The organism is Rheinheimera sp. A13L (genome assembly GCF_000217935.1).
In the GTDB taxonomy this organism is placed as follows: domain Bacteria; phylum Pseudomonadota; class Gammaproteobacteria; order Enterobacterales; family Alteromonadaceae; genus Pararheinheimera.
On sequence record NZ_AFHI01000006.1, the window covers coordinates 100988 to 120226 of the forward strand.

At 49.5% G+C, this 19239-nt stretch carries 17 protein-coding genes; 9 read left to right on the forward strand and 8 right to left on the reverse strand.

Annotated elements, in window-relative coordinates; all coding sequences use genetic code 11:
- Positions 1–24: 24 nt before the first annotated feature.
- The 8 genes from RHEIN_RS04460 to RHEIN_RS04495 all read right to left on the reverse strand — a co-directional run bounded on the left by RHEIN_RS04460 (position 25) and on the right by RHEIN_RS04495 (position 7020).
- Positions 25–462 carry a GNAT family N-acetyltransferase gene (locus RHEIN_RS04460; RefSeq protein ID WP_008897781.1) on the reverse strand — a complete coding sequence of 146 codons (438 nt, stop codon included), beginning with the start codon at positions 460–462 and terminating at the stop codon, positions 25–27.
- A 92-nt stretch (positions 463–554) separates the two neighbouring features.
- On the reverse strand, positions 555–1013 hold the full coding sequence (locus RHEIN_RS04465) for an HIT family protein (protein WP_008897782.1): 459 nt from the start codon (positions 1011–1013) through the stop codon (positions 555–557).
- Positions 1014–1227: 214 nt separating this feature from the next.
- Positions 1228–1722, reverse strand: a complete 495-nt coding sequence (locus RHEIN_RS04470) for a GNAT family N-acetyltransferase (RefSeq protein WP_008897783.1) — start codon at positions 1720–1722, stop codon at positions 1228–1230.
- A gap of 161 nt (positions 1723–1883) precedes the next feature.
- The gene (locus RHEIN_RS04475) at positions 1884–2276 is read right to left on the reverse strand and encodes a hypothetical protein (protein ID WP_008897784.1); all 393 of its coding nucleotides are present in this window, start codon (positions 2274–2276) and stop codon (positions 1884–1886) included.
- A 136-nt stretch (positions 2277–2412) separates the two neighbouring features.
- Positions 2413–3714 carry a DUF2254 domain-containing protein gene (locus RHEIN_RS04480; protein ID WP_008897785.1) on the reverse strand — a complete coding sequence of 434 codons (1302 nt, stop codon included), beginning with the start codon at positions 3712–3714 and terminating at the stop codon, positions 2413–2415.
- A 129-nt stretch (positions 3715–3843) separates the two neighbouring features.
- Entirely contained in the window at positions 3844–4380 is a 537-nt protein-coding gene (locus RHEIN_RS04485) for a GNAT family N-acetyltransferase (RefSeq protein ID WP_008897786.1), read from the reverse strand.
- A gap of 75 nt (positions 4381–4455) precedes the next feature.
- Positions 4456–5295, reverse strand: coding sequence for a sulfurtransferase (locus RHEIN_RS04490; protein ID WP_040554524.1), 840 nt, complete (start codon positions 5293–5295; stop codon positions 4456–4458).
- Positions 5296–5559: 264 nt separating this feature from the next.
- Complete coding sequence (locus RHEIN_RS04495) at positions 5560–7020, reverse strand: aminoacyl-histidine dipeptidase (RefSeq protein WP_008897788.1); 1461 nt, start codon at positions 7018–7020, stop codon at positions 5560–5562.
- Positions 7021–7413: 393 nt separating this feature from the next.
- Between RHEIN_RS04495 and RHEIN_RS04500 the strand changes: the two genes are divergently transcribed.
- The 9 genes from RHEIN_RS04500 to cphA all read left to right on the forward strand — a co-directional run bounded on the left by RHEIN_RS04500 (position 7414) and on the right by cphA (position 19149).
- The gene (locus tag RHEIN_RS04500) at positions 7414–8139 is read left to right on the forward strand and encodes a Crp/Fnr family transcriptional regulator (RefSeq protein WP_008897789.1); all 726 of its coding nucleotides are present in this window, start codon (positions 7414–7416) and stop codon (positions 8137–8139) included.
- Positions 8140–8541: 402 nt separating this feature from the next.
- Positions 8542–9984: a cytochrome ubiquinol oxidase subunit I gene (locus RHEIN_RS04505; RefSeq protein ID WP_008897790.1), complete on the forward strand. Its 1443-nt coding sequence runs from the start codon at positions 8542–8544 to the stop codon at positions 9982–9984.
- Complete coding sequence (cydB, locus tag RHEIN_RS04510; protein WP_008897791.1) at positions 9984–10991, forward strand: cytochrome d ubiquinol oxidase subunit II; 1008 nt, start codon at positions 9984–9986, stop codon at positions 10989–10991. The genes RHEIN_RS04505 and cydB overlap by 1 nt, the downstream gene beginning before the upstream one ends.
- Positions 10988–11134, forward strand: a complete 147-nt coding sequence (locus RHEIN_RS20645) for a DUF2474 domain-containing protein (protein ID WP_237704334.1) — start codon at positions 10988–10990, stop codon at positions 11132–11134. The genes cydB and RHEIN_RS20645 overlap by 4 nt, the downstream gene beginning before the upstream one ends.
- Positions 11135–11318: 184 nt before the next feature.
- Positions 11319–12794 carry an iron-containing redox enzyme family protein gene (locus RHEIN_RS04520; RefSeq protein WP_008897792.1) on the forward strand — a complete coding sequence of 492 codons (1476 nt, stop codon included), beginning with the start codon at positions 11319–11321 and terminating at the stop codon, positions 12792–12794.
- 2 nt (positions 12795–12796) lie between these two features.
- Entirely contained in the window at positions 12797–13726 is a 930-nt protein-coding gene (locus tag RHEIN_RS04525; RefSeq protein ID WP_008897793.1) for a methyltransferase, read from the forward strand.
- Complete coding sequence (locus tag RHEIN_RS04530) at positions 13723–15408, forward strand: Mur ligase family protein (RefSeq protein WP_008897794.1); 1686 nt, start codon at positions 13723–13725, stop codon at positions 15406–15408. The genes RHEIN_RS04525 and RHEIN_RS04530 overlap by 4 nt, the downstream gene beginning before the upstream one ends.
- A gap of 46 nt (positions 15409–15454) precedes the next feature.
- Positions 15455–16402, forward strand: coding sequence for a cyanophycinase (locus tag RHEIN_RS04535; protein ID WP_008897795.1), 948 nt, complete (start codon positions 15455–15457; stop codon positions 16400–16402).
- Complete coding sequence (cphA, locus tag RHEIN_RS04540; RefSeq protein ID WP_008897796.1) at positions 16399–19149, forward strand: cyanophycin synthetase; 2751 nt, start codon at positions 16399–16401, stop codon at positions 19147–19149. Before RHEIN_RS04535 ends, cphA begins: the two co-directional genes overlap by 4 nt.
- The last annotated feature ends 90 nt before the right edge of the window (positions 19150–19239 follow it).

Genomic DNA, 19239 nt, shown 5'->3' on the forward strand with positions numbered 1-19239 from the left:
AGTTTGGCTGTATTTGTCAGTGGGCTACAACTGAATCACAGCTAACATATCCTCGCCCTCTTCATCCATACCCACCTCAACAAAACCAAAGCTGGCATAAAAATCCCTGGCTACCGGGTTTTCGGGGTTGTAACAAATTTCAATTTGCTGCAGACCTGGACTTTGTTTTATCTGCTCCACTGCAAGATTTAAAGCAATTCGGCCTATACCTTGTTGTTGATGGTGTTGGTCCACCATAAAACGCCAAATTGACACTTTTTCGCTGGACTCTTTTACCCACATTAAAAAGCCAACGGGCCTCTCATACAGACAAATAGCTCTGGTTTCATAACCCTCGTTAAACATAGCTTCCACCAGTGACCACATAGAGCTGGCCACATAGTCCTGTTGATCCTCTGTCACATCCAGATCACATACTGCTTCGTAATTTTCTTTAGTGACTTGCTCTAGCGATACCTGCACGGTTTGTCCTTAAACTTGGTTCGGCGCATCAGGCCAGACTCTTTACTGGCGATAAAATGGCTTGGAGTAAACACTGAGCTATACACACGGAGTTATGCACAAGATCGGATATAAGCAGCCAGCTTTTCGAGTTCGCTGTCATTTGCTCTTTCACAATCATGGGTTGATAAAAAGCCTTCATAGCGGCGAAGGAAAGGCCCTTTGGTCCCGTCAATAGCCTGAAAATTTGAATCATTGCCAGTGCCATGCATAGGTATCAATTTGCTATGTAAATGATCGACTTCATATCCCTCATAGGCCATCCCGGTCCGGGCCACCCCATCAAGAGCTTTATCCAACAGCAGAGCAACTTTTTTACTGGCAAGGGTCAGCTTAGAGACAACTTCATCTTTCTGAGCAAAGATATAACTCGGGTAGTGTTTTTTTGGAATAACAACTGTAAAACCTGCAGTGTTTGGGTAAATAGACAAAAAAGCCAGGTGCTCATCATCTTCCCATACTTTATGGCAAGGAGACCTACCGGCAACTATGTCACAAAAAATACAACTCATATCTATCCTTGCAATAAATCATCCAGATGGATCAGCCTGCCAGGTGTTGTTATCCAAAAAACTAAGACGGCTTTTATTTTTTGTAAGAGAACCCGGCTCCTGTTCAGCTTAACTTTGCATATACAGACGTTGACCGACCAGCCATCGAAAGCGGACTATTTCCCCACTACAGTTGGCTGGTGGCGCTCATTTAACAAGCAACAGAATAGAGTATTCAGCTATTTTGTATAACAAACTCATGAAACTCGTCATTTTCCGGAGGGCTTAATTCTTCCACTGATTTAATTGGGAGTTTTGCAAACAAATGTAGCCAAAAATCATAAGCGGTGCGATCTTCGTTATAGACAGCCACATGCCACTCATTACCAGAATTTAATAACAACTTATCAATCACAAAAGTAGCGATCCCGAGGTTGCGATATTTTGGTAACACAAAAATATCTGAAAGCTCAGGCATTTCTCGGCCAGCTATTTCTGTAGATTCAAGGGTAACAAAGCCCGCAACAGCATTATCAACGCAAATTAACCAGGCTTCGCAGTCTTCGATACCTTGAACAACATCGGCCAGATAGTCATCGTCAATATCAAATAGTCCCTTTTCACTGACACTATCTCCATTAAACGTACTTTGATGATATGCATAAAATTGCCACAGACTGGACAACAACCCGACTTCATTTTCTTTGAATTTTCTTACTTCAATTTTCATACAAACATCCTATCTGATGAAATATCTGAGATGGCGATAACCAGCACGCCCTTGTGATTCTCTTGATTGGACGTGAAAAATAATTTATTTATCAAAGACTTTCAATAGCGAATACCAGAATTTTTGGAATTCGTTTCAGAACCATTCTCCGCATCATGCTACTAAGCTGAACTCTTACCTTTTACCGCTATTAAAAACACCAGAGTACAAGCTACAACCATCAGATCCATGCCGATAGCCGGGGCTGCTTTTTGCAAAAAGCTCTGGCCGTATATAAAGAGCAGCACCACAAAAATCAGTTTGCTGATGGCAGCTACTGTTGCAGCGAAAACTCTGTGTTTTTCATTGAATGCACCATAAATCAACATCAGACCTATAAGGCCAACCAAAGCAGACCAGCTACGGATAATCAATGATTCAAGTTCGCCATCAAATGAGCTGCCGAACATGGACTGCAGCGCAGCCTGAGGTGCAAAAAGGCCATAGAGCATAGTGGAGGTCAGCACACCGGACAGCAGCATCAGCCATTTAAAATTCCGTAGTATAAAATCCATAATATCCTTTTATGCTTTTCGTTAGGGTTGCGTTTTCAATTGACTGTATCGCCTGTACTGCCTGAATGGCAAATATGGTATTTCAGAGTAAAGATTGATGTTGAATGAGCAGTGAGCGCTTTCAATCATCATCCACTCACCTTTCCTTTTTATGTACTGGTGAAGCAGATAACTCTGCGCTCTTAGCTGAAAAATCAGCAGCATCTTCAACCACTTTAAGATCTTCTGCGATATTCAGCGCAAGATGAGCCCGCTTCAGGGCCAGACGGCTGTGGTACTCTGCAGCTTGCCGTATATCGGCATCCTGACTTGATGCCAGAGACTCAAGCGCTTTTTGTAATCTTACAGCCACCTCAATGACTCCAGCGCCGTCGCGGGCTATTGCGGTGAAGGCGTCATCAAACATATCCCGCACGGACAACTCAGGCACTGCTACACGGTCATACTTCGACTCCAGTTTCCCTTCAGCAGGTTGGGGTTCACCCCACAGGGTAAAAAGCCGGACAAGTACTCCAATAATACAAATGGCTGTACCAGGATCATTGACGGCGGGAGACAAAGCACGACCAGAGATTTCCGACAGTACCACCAAACCAAACCGCGGATCATCATCGAAAAGGCGTGAACTCCCCATTTGAAATGCCCCGGCAACAGCGGTGTTATCAACGTCAGTTGGCGCCCCCTGATCGGCAATGATATAAGCCAATGCTTTGTTTGGTGTAGCAAAAGTGCCGGGCAAAGCAGCTACAACTAACAGCGCTTTGTTTTGTTCTGCCCAGCTTTGGAGCGCCGCTATATCTATGTATTGGACATAACCCACATTCGCTGCATACACCACATGATCGCTCTTTTGTGAACTCACAGCTACCCCACAAAGATGTGGAGCACTCCACCGCCGTTTCAAAGCTGCGGCAGTGGCATTTTCAACTTTATCAATGGTTGTTCCCATACGTCCAAGGCGCGCAATACGGTCGACCCAGCGCACAAAAGTAACCACCACCATACCGAATATAAAGGCTGTCAGAACAAAAAGAATAAACAATCCTGCCCTCTCAAAATAGTCGTTCTTGACCGCGGTCAGCGCTACTATGCTGAAAATAAATGCGCCAACAAAAGTAGAAAGTGCATTTTGCGATGCGTCGTCAGAGACAACCAAAGTGAATGACCGCGGCGTTGCGGTGTTGGCTGCGGAAGCATAGGCAGAGACCATAGACGAGACGGAGAAAGTGGCAATAACCAGCATGCTGGACGCCATAATAGAAAGCAGAGCCTCTATCGAGTCCAATGAAACTTCTGGTGTAAATTTTGCCAAGCCAGTGCCATCTGCAAATTTTGCGACGAAGGCTACCGCAACAGAGAGTAAACAAACAGCCAAGGGTTTTACCCAAAGCCGGTCACGAAACTTGTTAAAAACAAGCCTAAAACGTTCTGTTAACACAACAAAGCTCCTTTGGTTTTTGTCTGGCACTGGTTTTCAGCTATCGCCAAAGGGTTCAGTACAGCTCTGCACTCATTATGCTGACTATCTGCTGAGACCATTCAATTTTCCAGCATGTTGTTTTATCCCTTACGACAGATTTTTGTTTTTACACAGCCACTCTTGTCTTTCAAGTTTGTAGTATTTGACCCCAGGTTCAGAAACAACATCATCCCTTACATACTGAAAGCCACTTTTGGTGATCACTCTGCCAGAGGCCGGGTTCCCGGCAAGGTGCCTTGCATCAATACGAGACAAAGCGTAGTGGTTAAAACCAAACTCAAGGATCCGCATAGAAGCTTCTGTGCAATAACCTTGTCCCCAATAAGGCAGTCCGATCCAATACCCCAGGTTCCCGCTCTGCCCTGAAATTTGCGTAATACTGACAGCACCTATAAGTTCGCCGCTTTCACGGATCACAATAGCAAACACGACCGCCTTTCTGTTTTTACACCAGGCATCATGCAACCCAATCCATTCCTCTGCCATACCATCCAGATAAGGATGAGGTATGTTTTCTGTCATATCGGCAATTATTTTTTCACCGGCAAGCGACTGAACTTTTGGCGCATCTTCAGCGTTAAAAGGTCGGAGAATTAATCTCTCTGTCTCTAATGTCGGTATCATTGTTGTCCTCAGCTATGTCCATCCACAGGTTCATCTGACGCGGCTACCCGCTGGTCATAATATTTGTTTGCCAGCTTAGCACTCAACAGGCAAAGCACTGTTACTTCCCCAATCCGACCAGGAGCCATCGTACAAAATCAGATGACTGTAGCCCACGACAACCGCAGCCAGCAAGGTAATGCATGCGGTGATACCAGAACCACATGAAAATACGAGCCTTGTGTTATTGCTTCCGGTCAGGTTTAAGAAGATCTCAGATAACTGTTCAGGGCTTTTAAAACAATGCCCATTCAATACCTCTGGAAACGGCAAGTTTAAAGCACCGGGAATATGACCACTGCGGACACCTGCCCTTGGTTCCGGAACTAATCCCTGGAATCGCTCCTTCGAGCGCGCATCAATGAGAGTCAGCTGTCCATTTACTATTTTGTCCATGATGTAATTTGAATCGCATACAAAACCTGACTGAAGCTTTCCATTCATGTGACCTGGTACTGCTTCATCAACAGATAAACCCGACACCACCGATCTTTTTTCGGACAACCATTGAGGTAAACCGCCATCCAGCACAAAGCTATTTTTGCAGCCCATTGCCTGAAAAATCCACCAGGCCCGTGGCGCTGAATAAATGCCCTGATTGTCATAAAAAACAACGATACTTTCAGCATTTATACCAAGCCGCTGAACCTCCCGCGTGAATTGCTCTTCCACAGGAAAGGCGTGAACTTGTGTTGACGTTAAATCACACAATGATGTTTCTAAATCAAGATGCTGGCTATTTGGTATAAAAAGTGGTCGGCCATATTCAATGGCTTTTTTACCCACCACTTTACTCATACTTACATCAATAAGCACAAGCTGCGGATTGTTTAAATTGGCCTCGAGCCAAGAGGTTGTGACGAGAGGGAATTCCATTTTTTCTCCTGGGTAAAATGGCACACAACGCAGCAGATGAGGCATAACCAGCCCGTCCTGTATGAATTGGCAGTAAAACTACTGAGAAAAACCAGAAAGTACAACAGTTTAGTGGCTCAGGCATGCAAAGCTCAGAAATAATACAGCAACTTTTCCTGACAATGCAGCTGTCTGCTTTTTGCAGAAAACCAGTTTGCAGACACAAAAAAGCCCCGGCTTCGGGGCTTTTTTACTGATGGCTTACTGAACGACTTACTGCATTAGTTAAGCTCGTTCAGGAATACGCTCCAGCACGGCGAGCAATAATTCCCAGTACTGACCTACAGTAGTGATGTTGACCATTTCATCCGGACCATGCGGGAAGCGGATAGTCGGGCCTATCGACACCATATCCATATCCGGATAAGGCTCTTTAAATAAACCACACTCTAAACCAGCGTGGATCACCATAATGACCGGCTCTTTGTTATAAATATCCTGATAGGTGTCGCGCACTATGGCCATCACTGGTGAATCCGGGTTCGGTTTCCAGCCAGGGTAAGCCCCACTGAACTTCACTTCTGCGCCCGCTAACAACGCCAGTGAACTTAACATGCTTTCAACCTGTTCACGGCCACTGTCTATTAAAGAGCGGATTAAACAGAGCACCTGAATGCTGTTTGTTTTAGTACTGATCACGCCCATATTTAATGAGGTTTCAGTCACGCCTTCTACTTCATCACTCATCCTCATCACGCCATTAGGGCTGACATTTAATAAGTGGATCAGTGTAGTTTGAGTCGCAGCAGTCAGTACCTGAGCCGGAGTAACCACCTCGGCCAGACTGAGTTTTAATGCAGGTTCAACCGCAGCTAATTCAAACTGCAACAAGGCTTCAAATTGTGCTACCGCTTGTTGCAACCGGGTCAGTTTTTCCGAAGGAACAGTGAGCGTGACTGTCGCTTCACGTGGTATCGCATTACGCAACGAACCACCGCTAAAGCTGGCGATGGCCAATTCGAGTTCTGTTGCATTGTCAGCTAAAAATCGCGCCAACAGTTTATTGGCATTGCCACGGCCCAGATGAATATTCACACCTGAGTGACCACCTTTTAAGCCTGTTACACTTAAATCAAAAGTGGTTACAGCATCAGACGCGGCTTGCCACACGACTGGCACTGTAAATTCAGCGTCCACGCCACCGGCGCAGCCCATGTAAATTTCGCCTTCTTGTTCAGAGTCGGTATTGATCAGAATTTCTGCATCCAGCATGCCAGGTTCCACACCAAAGGCACCTGTCATCCCTGCTTCTTCGTCTATGGTCAGCAGCACTTCCAAAGGACCGTGTTTAATCTCATCACTGCCTAAAATAGCTAAAGCTGAGGCCATGCCTATACCGTTGTCGGCCCCTAGTGTTGTGCCTCTGGCTTTTACCCAGTCACCGTCGATATAAGCCTCGATAGGATCGCTGGTGAAATCATGGTTTTTATCAGCGTTTTTTTGCGGCACCATATCCAGGTGAGCCTGGATCACCACCACTTTACGATTTTCAAAACCTGGTGTTGCAGGCTTTTTAATGATCAGGTTGCCCACTTTGTCTTCAACAACAGTTAAGCCTTTGTCACGCGCCCAGTGTTGAATATGCAAGCTTAACGCCTGCTCATGTTTCGACGGGTGCGGAATAGCACAAATTTGACTAAACCATTGCCATAACGGCTGTGGGTATAAGGATGATAATGCTGACACAACAACTCCTGATTAAGACGCTCAGCTAAAAACGCGGGCATTTTAACATAAAGCACAGCTGGTGCAGCGCTAAAAACTTTGAGTCACTATTCTGCAAAAGGGTTGTAGTGTAAAGGTGGCTTCAGTCTGCCATTTCTAAGCCCGACTCTCACACGGGACTCCTCAATAGACTTTGGTTGATTTCAGTAAGCCAAAAAACCTGAAATGTTTTTAATCCCTCTCCAATTTAACTTTTAGACATAGTGAGGTACAGCCTCACTATTCTTAGCTGCTGTTTTTTTGTGCGGCAATTCTCTTGTGTGTGCTACCGCACTGAAATCATATGAACTACAGCAGCATGATCTGGCCGTTTTTTTCCTCGTTACGCTCATTACACCTTATCTGAGGGCTTGAATGTCTACAAAAACTATACCTCAACCGCAGCATAATCATTTACTGGCAGCGCTGCCGCCTGAAGTTCAGGCTCGTTTATTTCCGCACCTTGAATTGGTATCTCTGCAACTGAATTCAGTCATGTATGAGTCTGGTAGCCCTATGCGTCATGTCTACTTTCCAACAGACGCTATTGTCTCACTGCAATACATTATGAAAAACGGTGCCTCGACGGCAATTATGTTGGTGGGGAACGAAGGCTTGTTAGGTATTTCGTTATTTATGGGCGGAGCGAGCACGCCAAACCGTTCGCTGGTGCAAAATGCCGGCTATGCATATCGCCTGCCACGCTTTCATGTGAAAGATGAACTCAACCGAAACGGCCAATTATTGCAATTAATGCTGCGTTATACTCAGGCCTTGATCACCCAGGTGGCTCAGACCGCGGTCTGTAACAGACATCATTCCATTGACCAGCAACTTTGCCGCTGGCTACTGCTGTCGATGGATCGTTTAACCCACAACAACCTGGCTATGACGCAGGAGTTTATGGGCAACATGCTTGGTGTTCGCAGAGAAGGCGTGACTAGAGCCGCATTAAAGCTGCAAAAACAAGGAGCTATTACTTATTCGCGTGGCAATATCAAAGTGCTGGACAGAATTCAACTCGAAGCGCTGAGCTGTGAATGTTACGAAGTAGTAAAAAAAGAAACAAAACTCTTGTTGCCTTATCTGCCGCAGCGGTAAGTACATCACAAATGTAGCTGCTATTTCTCAAGTGGTTTTGCCAACCACAAAAGCATGAAGCAGCAAACAGTGGCTATAACACGAACATGATCTGGCAGTCCTTCCTTTTTAAACCTTGTTAAGCATAAAAATTAAGCAGACTTCCATGGTGGTTTGCTTCAATAGAGTTCTTTTTCAGGCACCTCAGCTATTCACTTATCTAAGTGTTCAGTGTGCCCCGCTCAGATTTTTTCAATAAGTAAAGTTGCGTCCCCCACCGAACAGAGACAGCTGAAGCAGCTGGTTAAACTCAACCTATGGTGTTTGTCATCTTTTAACATCTTAGCTCCCAAAAAATGGCGTTATTTTTTAACTGACATCGACTTTATCTAAGCTGCAACAGCGCAAACCAGAGGTGTTTAAATGCTTGGATTTACTGCATTAGAGCTCGCCAGAATACAGTTTGGTTTCACTATTTCATTTCATATTATATTTCCCGCCATCACTATAGGTTTGGCCAGTTACCTCACTGTGCTGGAGATACTTTGGCTTTCAACAAAGCGTGAAGTTTATCGGGATCTTTATCATTTTTGGGTAAAAATATTTGCAGTAAGTTTTGGTATGGGCGTGGTTTCTGGTCTGGTTATGGCGTATCAGTTCGGCACCAACTGGAGTTATTTTTCAGATTTCGCCGGCAGTATTACCGGGCCTCTGCTGGCCTATGAAGTACTGACTGCATTTTTTCTGGAAGCAGGATTTTTAGGGGTGATGTTATTTGGCTGGCACCGTGTTGGCCCCAGAATGCATTTAATGTCTACCGCTATGGTTGCTGTCGGCACACTCATTTCTGCGTCCTGGATCATTGCCTCCAATAGCTGGATGCAAACGCCCCAGGGCTTTGAAATTATTGATGGACGCGCAGTACCTACCGACTGGATTGCCGTTATTTTTAATCCATCATTTCCTTATCGCCTTATTCACATGAGCATTGCAGCTTATCTGGCAACCGCCCTACTTGTGGTGGGTTCAGCAGCCTGGCATCTGCTTCGTGGCAATAACAATACATCCATCAAAAAAATGTTTTCGATGGGGTTATGGATGTTGGTTCTGGTCGCCCCCTTACAAGCAGTGGTAGGTGACTTGCACGGATTAAATACACTGGAATATCAACCTGTAAAGCTCGCGGCAATAGAAGGGCATTGGGAGAATAAAACCAATGGTGAAGGTGTGCCATTGATCCTGATTGGCTGGCCGGATATGGAGCGGGAAGAGACCAGATACAAAATAGAAATCCCCCATTTGGGTAGCCTGCTCCTCACTGGTACATGGGACGGCCCCATACCTGCGTTAAAAGACTTCCCACCTGAAGACCGACCTAATTCGACCATAGTTTTTTGGTCCTTCCGTATTATGGTCGGATTGGGACTGTGCATGATCCTGATGGGCATATGGGGTGCTGTGCTACGTTGGCGGGGAAAACTCTGGAGCAACAGAGCATTTCAGAAATTTGCAGTGCTTATGTGGCCCACAGGGCTTATCGCCATACTGGCGGGTTGGTATACCACCGAAATTGGCCGCCAACCCTGGACTGTGTATGGCATTTTCCGCACTGCCGATTCGGTATCCAATCATAGCGCGGGCCAACTCGGCTTTACCTTATTACTCTTTATTGTGGTGTACATCGCCATATTTGGCACTGGTACCGCTTATCTGTTTCGCCTGGTCCAAAAAGGACCTGTGCCCTTTGAAGGACGACAAACCGAAGAAGGCGGAGTTGGTCAGGAACAGACCCCTATGCGGCCGATATCCGCTGCGAAAAAAAGCGACCGTGATGATGCACCAGATCCTGATGAGCGAGATAAATAATGGGTATTGAACTTTCGGTGATTTGGGCTCTTATTATTTTGTTCTCCATCATGATGTATATCGTCATGGATGGCTTCGATCTGGGTCTTGGCATTCTTTATCCCTTTTTTAAGGAAAAAGAACAACGTGACATCATCATGAATACTGTCGCTCCGGTATGGGACGGTAATGAAACCTGGCTGGTGATGGGCGGAGCAGGGCTAATGGCCGCTTTCCCATTAGCCTATTCTGTGATCCTCAGTGCACTGTATTTACCTGTGATCCTGATGCTGCTCGGCCTGGTATTTCGTGGGGTTGCATTTGAATTCAGATTCAAAGCACTCGACCATGAAAGGCACTTTTGGGATAAAGCCTTTATAGGAGGTTCAGTCGCAGCCACTTTTTTTCAGGGCGTGACTCTCGGCGCCTATGTTCAGGGTATTCCGGTGGTCGATCGTGCTTATGCAGGCAATGCCTTTGATTGGCTATCGCCATTTTCGATTTTTACCGGAATAGGCCTGGTGGCTGCATTTGCTCTGCTGGGAAGCACCTGGTTAATAATTAAAACGGTGGGAGAAATTCAAAACCGTGCTTATAAAATCACTTCCCACCTCAGTTGGATACTGTTGGGTTTTATTGTTGTAGTCAGCATTTGGACACCGCTGCGTGATGCCAGTATTGCAGAGCGTTGGTTTTCTTTGCCCACTATTCTTTGGTTTTCTCCCGTTCCCGTATTGGTACTAGCATGTACCTATTTGTTGAGACGCGCTGTGGCTCAACGAAAACAGATCCAGCCGTTTATTTTCACGTTAATGTTGGTGTTCCTCGGTTATAGCGGACTGGGTATCAGCTTGTGGCCCCATATTATTCCCCCCTCAATCACTATTTGGGATGCAGCTTCCCCGCCACAAAGCCAGGGATTTGCCTTAGTCGGTGCCTTGTTTATTATTCCCTTTATTTTGGTTTATACCGCATGGGCCTACTACGTTTTCAGAGGAAAAGTCACTTCCGGGGAAGGTTACCATTGAATAAAGCATTCAATTTCACTGCGCCACTGTGGCTTAAACAAATAGGCTGGCTGGTGCTGATTTGGCTGGCCAGCGTCGCGGCACTAGCCATAGTCGCATCTTTATTGCGGTTTTTTATGTCTGCAGTAGGAATGACGGCCTGATCGGCCACCATCATCCATTCAGCGTAGCTCTACCGACCTCTCTAAAAGCATGCCCGCGCCTTGTACGACAACGAACAGACTCCCCTGCTGATGCAGCGCACTATATAGCCTCGGGGCAGTGCTCGGATCGCCAACATTCACTGCCCTCGCGACTAAGATAGGATATAGATCAAAGGACATGGATATGATGTATTCAGTACCACATAACATTCAGCCGACAACACCCGCCCTGCTTGCACCACTTCAAGTGGATAGCAGGCAGCTTTATTTTGCCATGTTAGACGAGGGCTCTGGCATAGTAGGCCAGATTGACGAATTATCAGGCTCCACCTCGCGTAGCTTCCTGCAGGAACAACTTAGCATAGCCGCTGCAACCCACTCCGACTTTCCTGCCACTATGCTGTCATTGCCGGCTGTGCTGTGCAGTGCTCAGGATCAAGTGGCACAGGAGTACCGGCACTACCTTGATGAGCGGAGTGCCGGGTCGCCGCGGCGTTACTTTGGCTGCCGCTCGCATGCGATGTATTTTCTTCGCGCTGTTGCCCCAACCAAACTTGTGGACGGTGCCTGGCTTTATGGCTTGCTGCAAAGCTGGCAGGATCCGCGGCTGACACCTCTTATCCGCACTTATCTGGAAGAGCTGGGTTGCGGCAATCTGCAACAAAACCATGTGCTGATCTACAAACGATTACTCGCCCGCTATGGTTGTGAGAAATGGCAGGACGGCCCGACAGCACACTTCACACAAGGAGCTGTGCAGCTCGCTCTGGCCCATCACGCCGATGAGTTTTTGCCGGAATTAATAGGTTTTAATCTGGGCTACGAACAGCTGCCTCTGCACTTGCTGATCACAGCCTACGAACTGAACGAACTCAACATCGACCCCTACTACTTTACCTTGCATGTGTCTATCGATAATGCCTCTACCGGCCACGCGCGTTTAGCCTTACAAAGCCTGCAGGATTGCACACCGAGGCTTGGCGATGCCAAAGAGTTTTATCGTCGTGTCGGCAATGGCTACCGCTTAAACCAGGTTGGCATGGGCACGCAGCAAGTGATTGCATCTTTTGATCTTGAGCAAGAACTACTGCGGGTTATCTCTGACAAGGCCCAGACCGGAGCAAAACTGCATTCTGACTATTGCCTGGTCGGAGGCCGGCTGCTGAGTGAATGGTTGTCTTCATCGGCTGAAATGGCAGATCTGCTGAAGACTTTGCAATCCACTGGCTGGATCCGCCGCGGGGAGAGCCTGGAGCAAAGTCGTTTCTGGCACCTGTTAACCGATGAGCAAGCCCCTATGTTCGGCGTCTTCGATGGTTACGAGCTACAACTTCTGAAAGATTGGATCCTGAACGATGCAAACAAGACGCCCACTATAAACAGATTTCGTATTCGCGCCACTGGCAGCACTATTGAAAGCTCAGCTGCGCCGCAAAGCGATGCCAGCATCAAACAAATCATCGCTCATCACGCCAACAAGGCCCCCCGCACCGGCAACTGTGCGGAGGTTGATATTCTGTTCAGCCAGTTAACCGGGGTTGACACTAAGGCTGGGGCCTTTGCCGTTTTAACGGGCCTGCTCTCGCCAGCAAATCACCCTACGCCCGCAGGTCTGGCAGCAACCAGGCTCTATGCCGATCTTTTTCTGAACCTGAGCTAAGTATGAATAACGACTCTCTGCTACGTCTGGCTATGGAGCTAAAAGCCACAGGCTACTTTTTTACCACTGTCACTCCGGCCACCCACGCACGGGTTAATTCAAGGTTGCAGGGCAACTGGGCAACGAATCTGACGGATGTCTTTGGCTGGAGCCGCCCTTTCCGGCAAGAGCTTATAGCGCCTCAGCTTTTTGAGGCGATGCGCCATGCCAATGTACTGAGTTTGCAGGGTGATGGCTGGATCTCGCGGGTACGAGCTTCAACCCTGCACGGCCAGCTTTTTCTGCACTCGGCTTATCCGACAACAGCCTCAGACGCCATCTTCTTCGGTCCCGACACCTACCGCTTTACCAACGTAATAGCCCAACATCTTGCCGGTGATGCACAAGTTCGGCGTGCCGTTGATATAGGCTGCGGTGCTGGCCCTGGTGCCGTGCTTATTGCACTGGAACGGCCACTGGCACAAGTCTTTGCTGTGGATATCAACGACATGGCCTTGAGGTACAGCGCTGTTAACGCTTGCCTTGCTGGTGCGGCCCGGGTAGTGACCCAAAGCTCCGATCTGCTGGACAATGTTGAGGGTGATTTTGATTTAATAGTCGCCAATCCGCCTTATCTGCTCGATGTGCAGCAACGCATTTACCGGCACGGTGGTGGCAGCTTCGGCGAAGGACTGTCGCTGGCTATTGTCAGTCAGGCTAAAACGAGGCTGGCCCTTGGCGGCACTTTGTTGCTCTATACAGGCACAGCCATCATCAAGGGCCATGACCGCTTTCGCACTGCGGTTGCCTCACTTCTCGGGGGTTCCAACCTCGAATGGGACTATCAGGAGCTCGACCCTGATGTATTCGGCGAAGAACTGGACGAACCGGCTTATGCCGGAGTCGACCGTATTGCTGCAGTGTTACTCAGAGCCCGCAGGACAAGGTTGTGAAAATTCTCAACAGCCGCTTTCTGCGCGGACCAAACATTTATGCCATGGAACCCTGCTTTGTCACGCTAATTGACCTTAAAAGCCACAGTACAGTCGGGGTCGAAGTTTTGCAGGAGGCCACAGCTCTTATACACAAACTGATGCCAGGCAGCTTCGCTCCGATCGCTATTGACCAGTGCGAAGTGCCATGGCTGCTGGTGCGACTGACCTGTGCGGCTCAGGCCTGGCTGGGCAGTACTGCGACATTCTGCAACGCGCTGGCTTTTTCTCCTTCAACACCCAACTTGTATCGCTTGATATCTGGCTATCAGCACGAAGCCGTAGCCGAAGCAGCGCTTCGGCTTGCAGTCGGGTTTATCACAGCGATACTGCACCAGCAGCAGTTTGACCTCGAAGGACAACTCGATGAGTTGAAAAAAATAGCCGACACCAGTGCCCATAGTCCCGCAACCTTCTTTTCGCTAAATACCAAGGACCACATTCCTGTGGTGGCCGTCACAGGGACCAACGGTAAAACAACCACCACACTGCTGATTTCACATGTGCTTCGCGCCAGCGGCTTGCGTACGGGCACAACAACAACACAGGGCATTTATATCGACGGACAGTGCGTGAAAACCGGCGACTGCTCAGGCTACTGGTCGGCACGCAGGGTGCTTAGTGATAGCTCTGTGCAAGTGGCAACACTTGAAACAGCACGAGGCGGGATCCTAAAGCGTGGTCTTGGATTTGATCGCTGTGATGTGGCCGTCGTGTTAAATGTCAGCAGCGACCACCTGGGGCTTGATGGTATCGAGACACTGGAGGATCTGGCGCAGGTTAAAGGTTTGGTGGCGCGTTGTGCACGTGACTCTGTGGTACTGAATGCAGACGATGCACTCTGTGTCGCAATGCGCGACAGCCTTGCCCCCCGGTGCAAAGCGGTATTTTTTGCCATGGACCCGCGTAATCCGGTACTTCTGGAACATCTGCGCTCTGGCGGCGCAGCCGCCTGCCTTAACGACGATGGCTGGCTTCTCTGGTGTCACGGCAGTGAGTCTTTACAGCTGATACAAGCGGTGGATCTGCCTTTTACCATGCAGGGCCACGCCAGGTACAACATAGCCAATGCGCTCGCCGCATTCGCAGCGCTCTGTTGCCTTGGTCTGGAGCCAACTGCTATTGCCCGTTCTTTGGCCTGTTTCGTCTCCAATGCACAAAGCAATCCGTTGCGGGGCAACCTGTTTGAAATCGATGGAGTTCTGCTCATAGTGGACTATGCGCACAATGCCGTTGCCTATAGTGCGCTCTGTGAAATGGCACAGTCGATGCGCCAGGGCAACGCCAGACTGCTTGGCGTTATTACGGCTCCGGGAGATCGTCGCAGCGAAGATCTGTACAACACCGGGCTGGTATGCGGGCAGAATTTCGACGAACTGGTGGTTTACGAACATGATCCGCGTGGCCGCAGCTCTGGCGGCATTGCCAGTGAAATACTGCGGGGCGCGCGAAGTATAGCCCCCAACAAATTAATGCACGGCGAACCCGGCATTCGGCAAGCACTGTGGCTGGGCCTGAGCGCAGCGCGACCCGGTGATGTGCTGGTATTCACCTGTGCCGGAACCTTAGACGATCTTGTAGAAGGCATTCGCCTCAAAAACCCGGCCGAGGCAAATCGGATAGCGCTCGGGATCTCAGCCTGACAAGGTGAATTCCCCATGTAAGGGAAATGATGATTAAGGACAAATGATGAAAAAAGACTGCAGTACTACTGTAGAAGGCCCGCGCACTGGTCACCTGGTGATCATCGGCGGCAAAGAGAACCGTAAAAGTGACATGGTTATTCTTGAGCGTTTTGTTGCTTTGGCCGGAGGCCCTGATGCCAATATCTTTGTGCTTACGGCAGCAAGTGATAAACACGATGAGATGTGGAGCCTCTACGAAAACGCCTTTACCAGCCTGGGGGTGCGTCAGGTGACCACATCGAACATAAAAAACCGCGAGGATGCCTGCGGGGAAGCCATAGCAGCCAGAATTTCTGAAGCGGATGGTATCTTTATGACAGGTGGAGATCAGAAGCGGCTAATGGCACTGATTGGCGGCACCCGGATTGATCATGCTATGCACAGTGCATTACGTCAGCGCGGAGCCTGCATAGGTGGCACCAGCGCCGGGGCATCAGCCATGTCGGAGCATATGCTGTTCAATGGTAGCAACGACCTGCTGCCGCAAAAAGGTTCGGTTCATCTGGGTGCAGGGCTTGGATTAGTGCGTAGGGTGATTATCGATCAACACTTTTCAGAGCGGCAAAGGCTCGGCAGGTTGTTGTCGGCAGTTGCTCAGAACCCCTACTTGCTTGGTGCCGGTATAGACGAAAATACCGCCTTAATAGTCCGGCCTGGCCAGAGCATCGAGGTGATAGGCGATGGTGCCGTCACGCTGATTGACGGCCGGGAAATGTTGTCAAATTTCACCGAAGTAAAAAACAGCGAAACACTCGAGCTTGCCGATGTACGCCTGCACTTGCTCCCTGCGGGCGTGAGCTATGATCTTGCCTCTTTTACACAAGAACCCGACAAGGATGAAACCACAGTGCCACTTTCCCCGGGCTTGGGTGACGCTATAGCCGCAGTCACCTCCTGGTGTGGTTTGTATCGTGAGTCAACAGAGCAGAAAACAGCCGGAGAATCCTTATGAAGGTGATCGAACGCCGCGCACTGCGGGGGCCGAACATCTATTCGGCGCGACCTGTCTACCTCGCCATTATCGACCTGGAAGCGCTGAACGATGTTGCTTCCACGGCAATCCCCGGCTTTACAGAATCGCTGCTGGCGGCAGTCCCCACTTTGCATGAACACCGCTGCTCACCAGGTTACGTTGGTGGTTTTGTCGAGCGTCTGCAGGACGGCACTTATATGGCCCACATTGTCGAGCATCTGGCGATCGAATTGCAATGCCTTGCCGGTTTGTCGGTAGGTTTCGGTAAAGCGCGTATGGTAGCGGGTAAACCAGGTCTTTACCGCGTGATCTTTGCTTACAAGGTTGAGTCAGTGGCCGAGGCCGCTTTAAACCTTGCTATCGAACTGGTTAGCGCTCTTACCCAAGGGCAGCCCGCGGTGCTGGAACCCGGACTGACTCAACTTTGCAAGCTGGCGCAGGCCGAAACTCTGGGCCCCAGCACCAGTGCCATTATTGAAGCGGCCAGACAGCGCGGTATTCCAACGCTGCGGTTGAGCGAACACTCCAGCCTGTTTCAGCTTGGGTGGGGAGTCAAACAGCAACGTATTCAGGCCACCATGACCAGCAATACAAACCACATCGCCGTCGGCATTGCCAGTGACAAGGACTTGACCAAATGCCTGCTAAGTGATGCTGGCCTTCCTGTGCCTCAAGGTCAGGTGGTATCAACCCCCGAACAGGCCCATAGGGCACAGCGCGAGTATGGCTCTGTAGCGGTTAAACCACTGTGTGGCAATCAGGGCAAAGGCGTGACGACCGCTGTGTCGGATGCAAAAGCAGTCGGGGCCGCATTCAGCTACGCACAGCAGTTTGGCTCTAAAGTGATAGTCGAGCAGCATATCGAAGGGAATGACTATCGCGTGCTGGTGATTGGTGACAAGGTTGTTGCGGCATCCCGCCGTTTGCCACCAGAAGTGATCGGCGACGGCACTTCAACTATTCGCCAGTTGGTAGCAGCAGTGAATGCCGACCCACACCGCGGCAAGGGTCACGAGAAGGTGCTCACCAAAATCCGTCTCGATCAAACGGCTGTGACTGAATTAACCCGGCAAGGGCTCGAAGCTAACTCTGTGCCTTGTGCCGGGCGTGTTGTCAGTGTGCGGGGCAACGCAAACCTGTCGACCGGCGGCAGTGCAGAGGATGTGACCCAAAAAATCCATGCTGATACCGCCCTTGCCTGCATGCGGGCAGCCCGGAAAATTGGTCTGGACGTGGCAGGCATCGATCTGGTGTGCCGTGACATAGCACAGCCCTTGCAGGCTCAGGGAGGAGCCATCATTGAAGTGAATGCAGCTCCGGGTATTCGTATGCATGAACATCCGAGTTGCGGCGAACGCAATTATGTAGGCCGGGCTATAGTCGACTCTCTGTTCGCACCGGGCAACGACGGCCGCGTGCCTATCATCGCGATCACTGGCAGCAACGGCAAGACCACAACAACACTGTCAGTAGCACACGTGCTGCAACAACTGGGTTATGTCACAGGTGTTGCAACCACAGAAGGCATCAGCATTGCCGGGCAGAGCATCAGTACCGGCGACTGCTCAGGTTATTGGTCGGCGCGCACAGTGCTGACGTCGCCGGAGGTGGAATTTGCGGTGCTGGAGACGGCCCGTGGTGGCATCCTGAAGCGCGGCCTTGGTTTCGATCAATGTGATGTTGGCATAGTGCTGAATATTCACAATGACCACCTTGGTCAGGACGGTATAGAAACACTGCAAGATCTGGCTCGGGTTAAAGCCATTGTGGTGGCGACTGCTCGCAAGGCCGTGGTACTGAACGCTGACGACGCTCTGTGTGTCGAGATGGCGCGCACGGCGCCAGCAGGCACTGAAGTGATCTTTTTTGGCTTCGATGTCACCCATCCCGTTTTGGCGGAGCACCTTGCGCAGAACGGACGCGCAGTCTATCTGGATAATGACATCTTGATCTGGGCTGACGGCGATAACCATCTGCCGTTGACCAGCCTCGATCAACTGCCAAATACGCTCAATGGTCACGCCCGTCACAATATTGCCAATGCTATGGCGTCCTTTGCCGCTTTGCTGGCGCTGGCTGTGCCAGCACAACATATTGCATCAGCGCTCTCAAGCTTTAGCCCGGGTGAACGCCAAACCCCACTGCGACTGAATCTGTATCAGGCTGGTAATGTCACGCTGATGATGGACTATGCACACAATGCGACTGCTTATGAGGCCATTATCGCTACAGGACGGCAACTCACTCAGGGGCGGCTCATTGGTGTCGTTTCAGTGCCTTGCGACCGGCGTGAGACCGACCTTATCGCTATTGGTCAGCTCTGCGGCGCTGGTTTTGATGAACTGGTGGTCTATGAAATGGATGACCTGCGCGACACTATGCCTGGAGCAACAGCTGAGTTAATAGCTCGCGGCGCACTTGCTGCTCAGCAAACCAAGGCTTATGCGGCCAACGGTCAGCAATGGGTGCACACCCATCTCGATATTCGTGCAGCGATACGCAGCGCATACAGCAAAGCGGAGCCAGGCGATCTGATCATTATTGGCTGCGCCAGCTATGTCTCAGAGTTGTGGGATGCTTTGGGCAATGTTGGCTTGACGAGGATAGATGCCTCAACTCTGGCGTATTCGGCGGGTGAAAGCTCAGACTGGAACTTCAGCCCTTACCACCAGTCGGGCAGTATGGATTATGCACAACCACAGATAGCAGCGTCTGAAGGAAAATAAGATGAACTATGCCGAAGCAGATACTACTTTCACAGCTTCAGATCCGCCCTTGCAGGAAGTGCCGACACAGGCCGCATCCTGAAGATTAAA

What these genes read in the sequence shown, in the direction of transcription:
- RHEIN_RS04500 (WP_008897789.1), top strand. Translation starts at nt 7,414, where the DNA reads ATGTCTACAAAAACTATACCTCAACCGCAGCATAATCATTTACTGGCA.
- RHEIN_RS04475 (WP_008897784.1), bottom strand. Translation starts at nt 2,276, where the DNA reads ATGGATTTTATACTACGGAATTTTAAATGGCTGATGCTGCTGTCCGGT.
- cphA (WP_008897796.1), top strand. Translation starts at nt 16,399, where the DNA reads ATGAAGGTGATCGAACGCCGCGCACTGCGGGGGCCGAACATCTATTCG.
- RHEIN_RS04465 (WP_008897782.1), bottom strand. Translation starts at nt 1,013, where the DNA reads ATGAGTTGTATTTTTTGTGACATAGTTGCCGGTAGGTCTCCTTGCCAT.
- RHEIN_RS04525 (WP_008897793.1), top strand. Translation starts at nt 12,797, where the DNA reads ATGAATAACGACTCTCTGCTACGTCTGGCTATGGAGCTAAAAGCCACA.
- RHEIN_RS04470 (WP_008897783.1), bottom strand. Translation starts at nt 1,722, where the DNA reads ATGAAAATTGAAGTAAGAAAATTCAAAGAAAATGAAGTCGGGTTGTTG.
- RHEIN_RS04485 (WP_008897786.1), bottom strand. Translation starts at nt 4,380, where the DNA reads ATGATACCGACATTAGAGACAGAGAGATTAATTCTCCGACCTTTTAAC.
- RHEIN_RS04505 (WP_008897790.1), top strand. Translation starts at nt 8,542, where the DNA reads ATGCTTGGATTTACTGCATTAGAGCTCGCCAGAATACAGTTTGGTTTC.
- cydB (WP_008897791.1), top strand. Translation starts at nt 9,984, where the DNA reads ATGGGTATTGAACTTTCGGTGATTTGGGCTCTTATTATTTTGTTCTCC.
- RHEIN_RS04490 (WP_040554524.1), bottom strand. Translation starts at nt 5,295, where the DNA reads ATGGAATTCCCTCTCGTCACAACCTCTTGGCTCGAGGCCAATTTAAAC.
- RHEIN_RS04535 (WP_008897795.1), top strand. Translation starts at nt 15,455, where the DNA reads ATGAAAAAAGACTGCAGTACTACTGTAGAAGGCCCGCGCACTGGTCAC.
- RHEIN_RS04520 (WP_008897792.1), top strand. Translation starts at nt 11,319, where the DNA reads ATGATGTATTCAGTACCACATAACATTCAGCCGACAACACCCGCCCTG.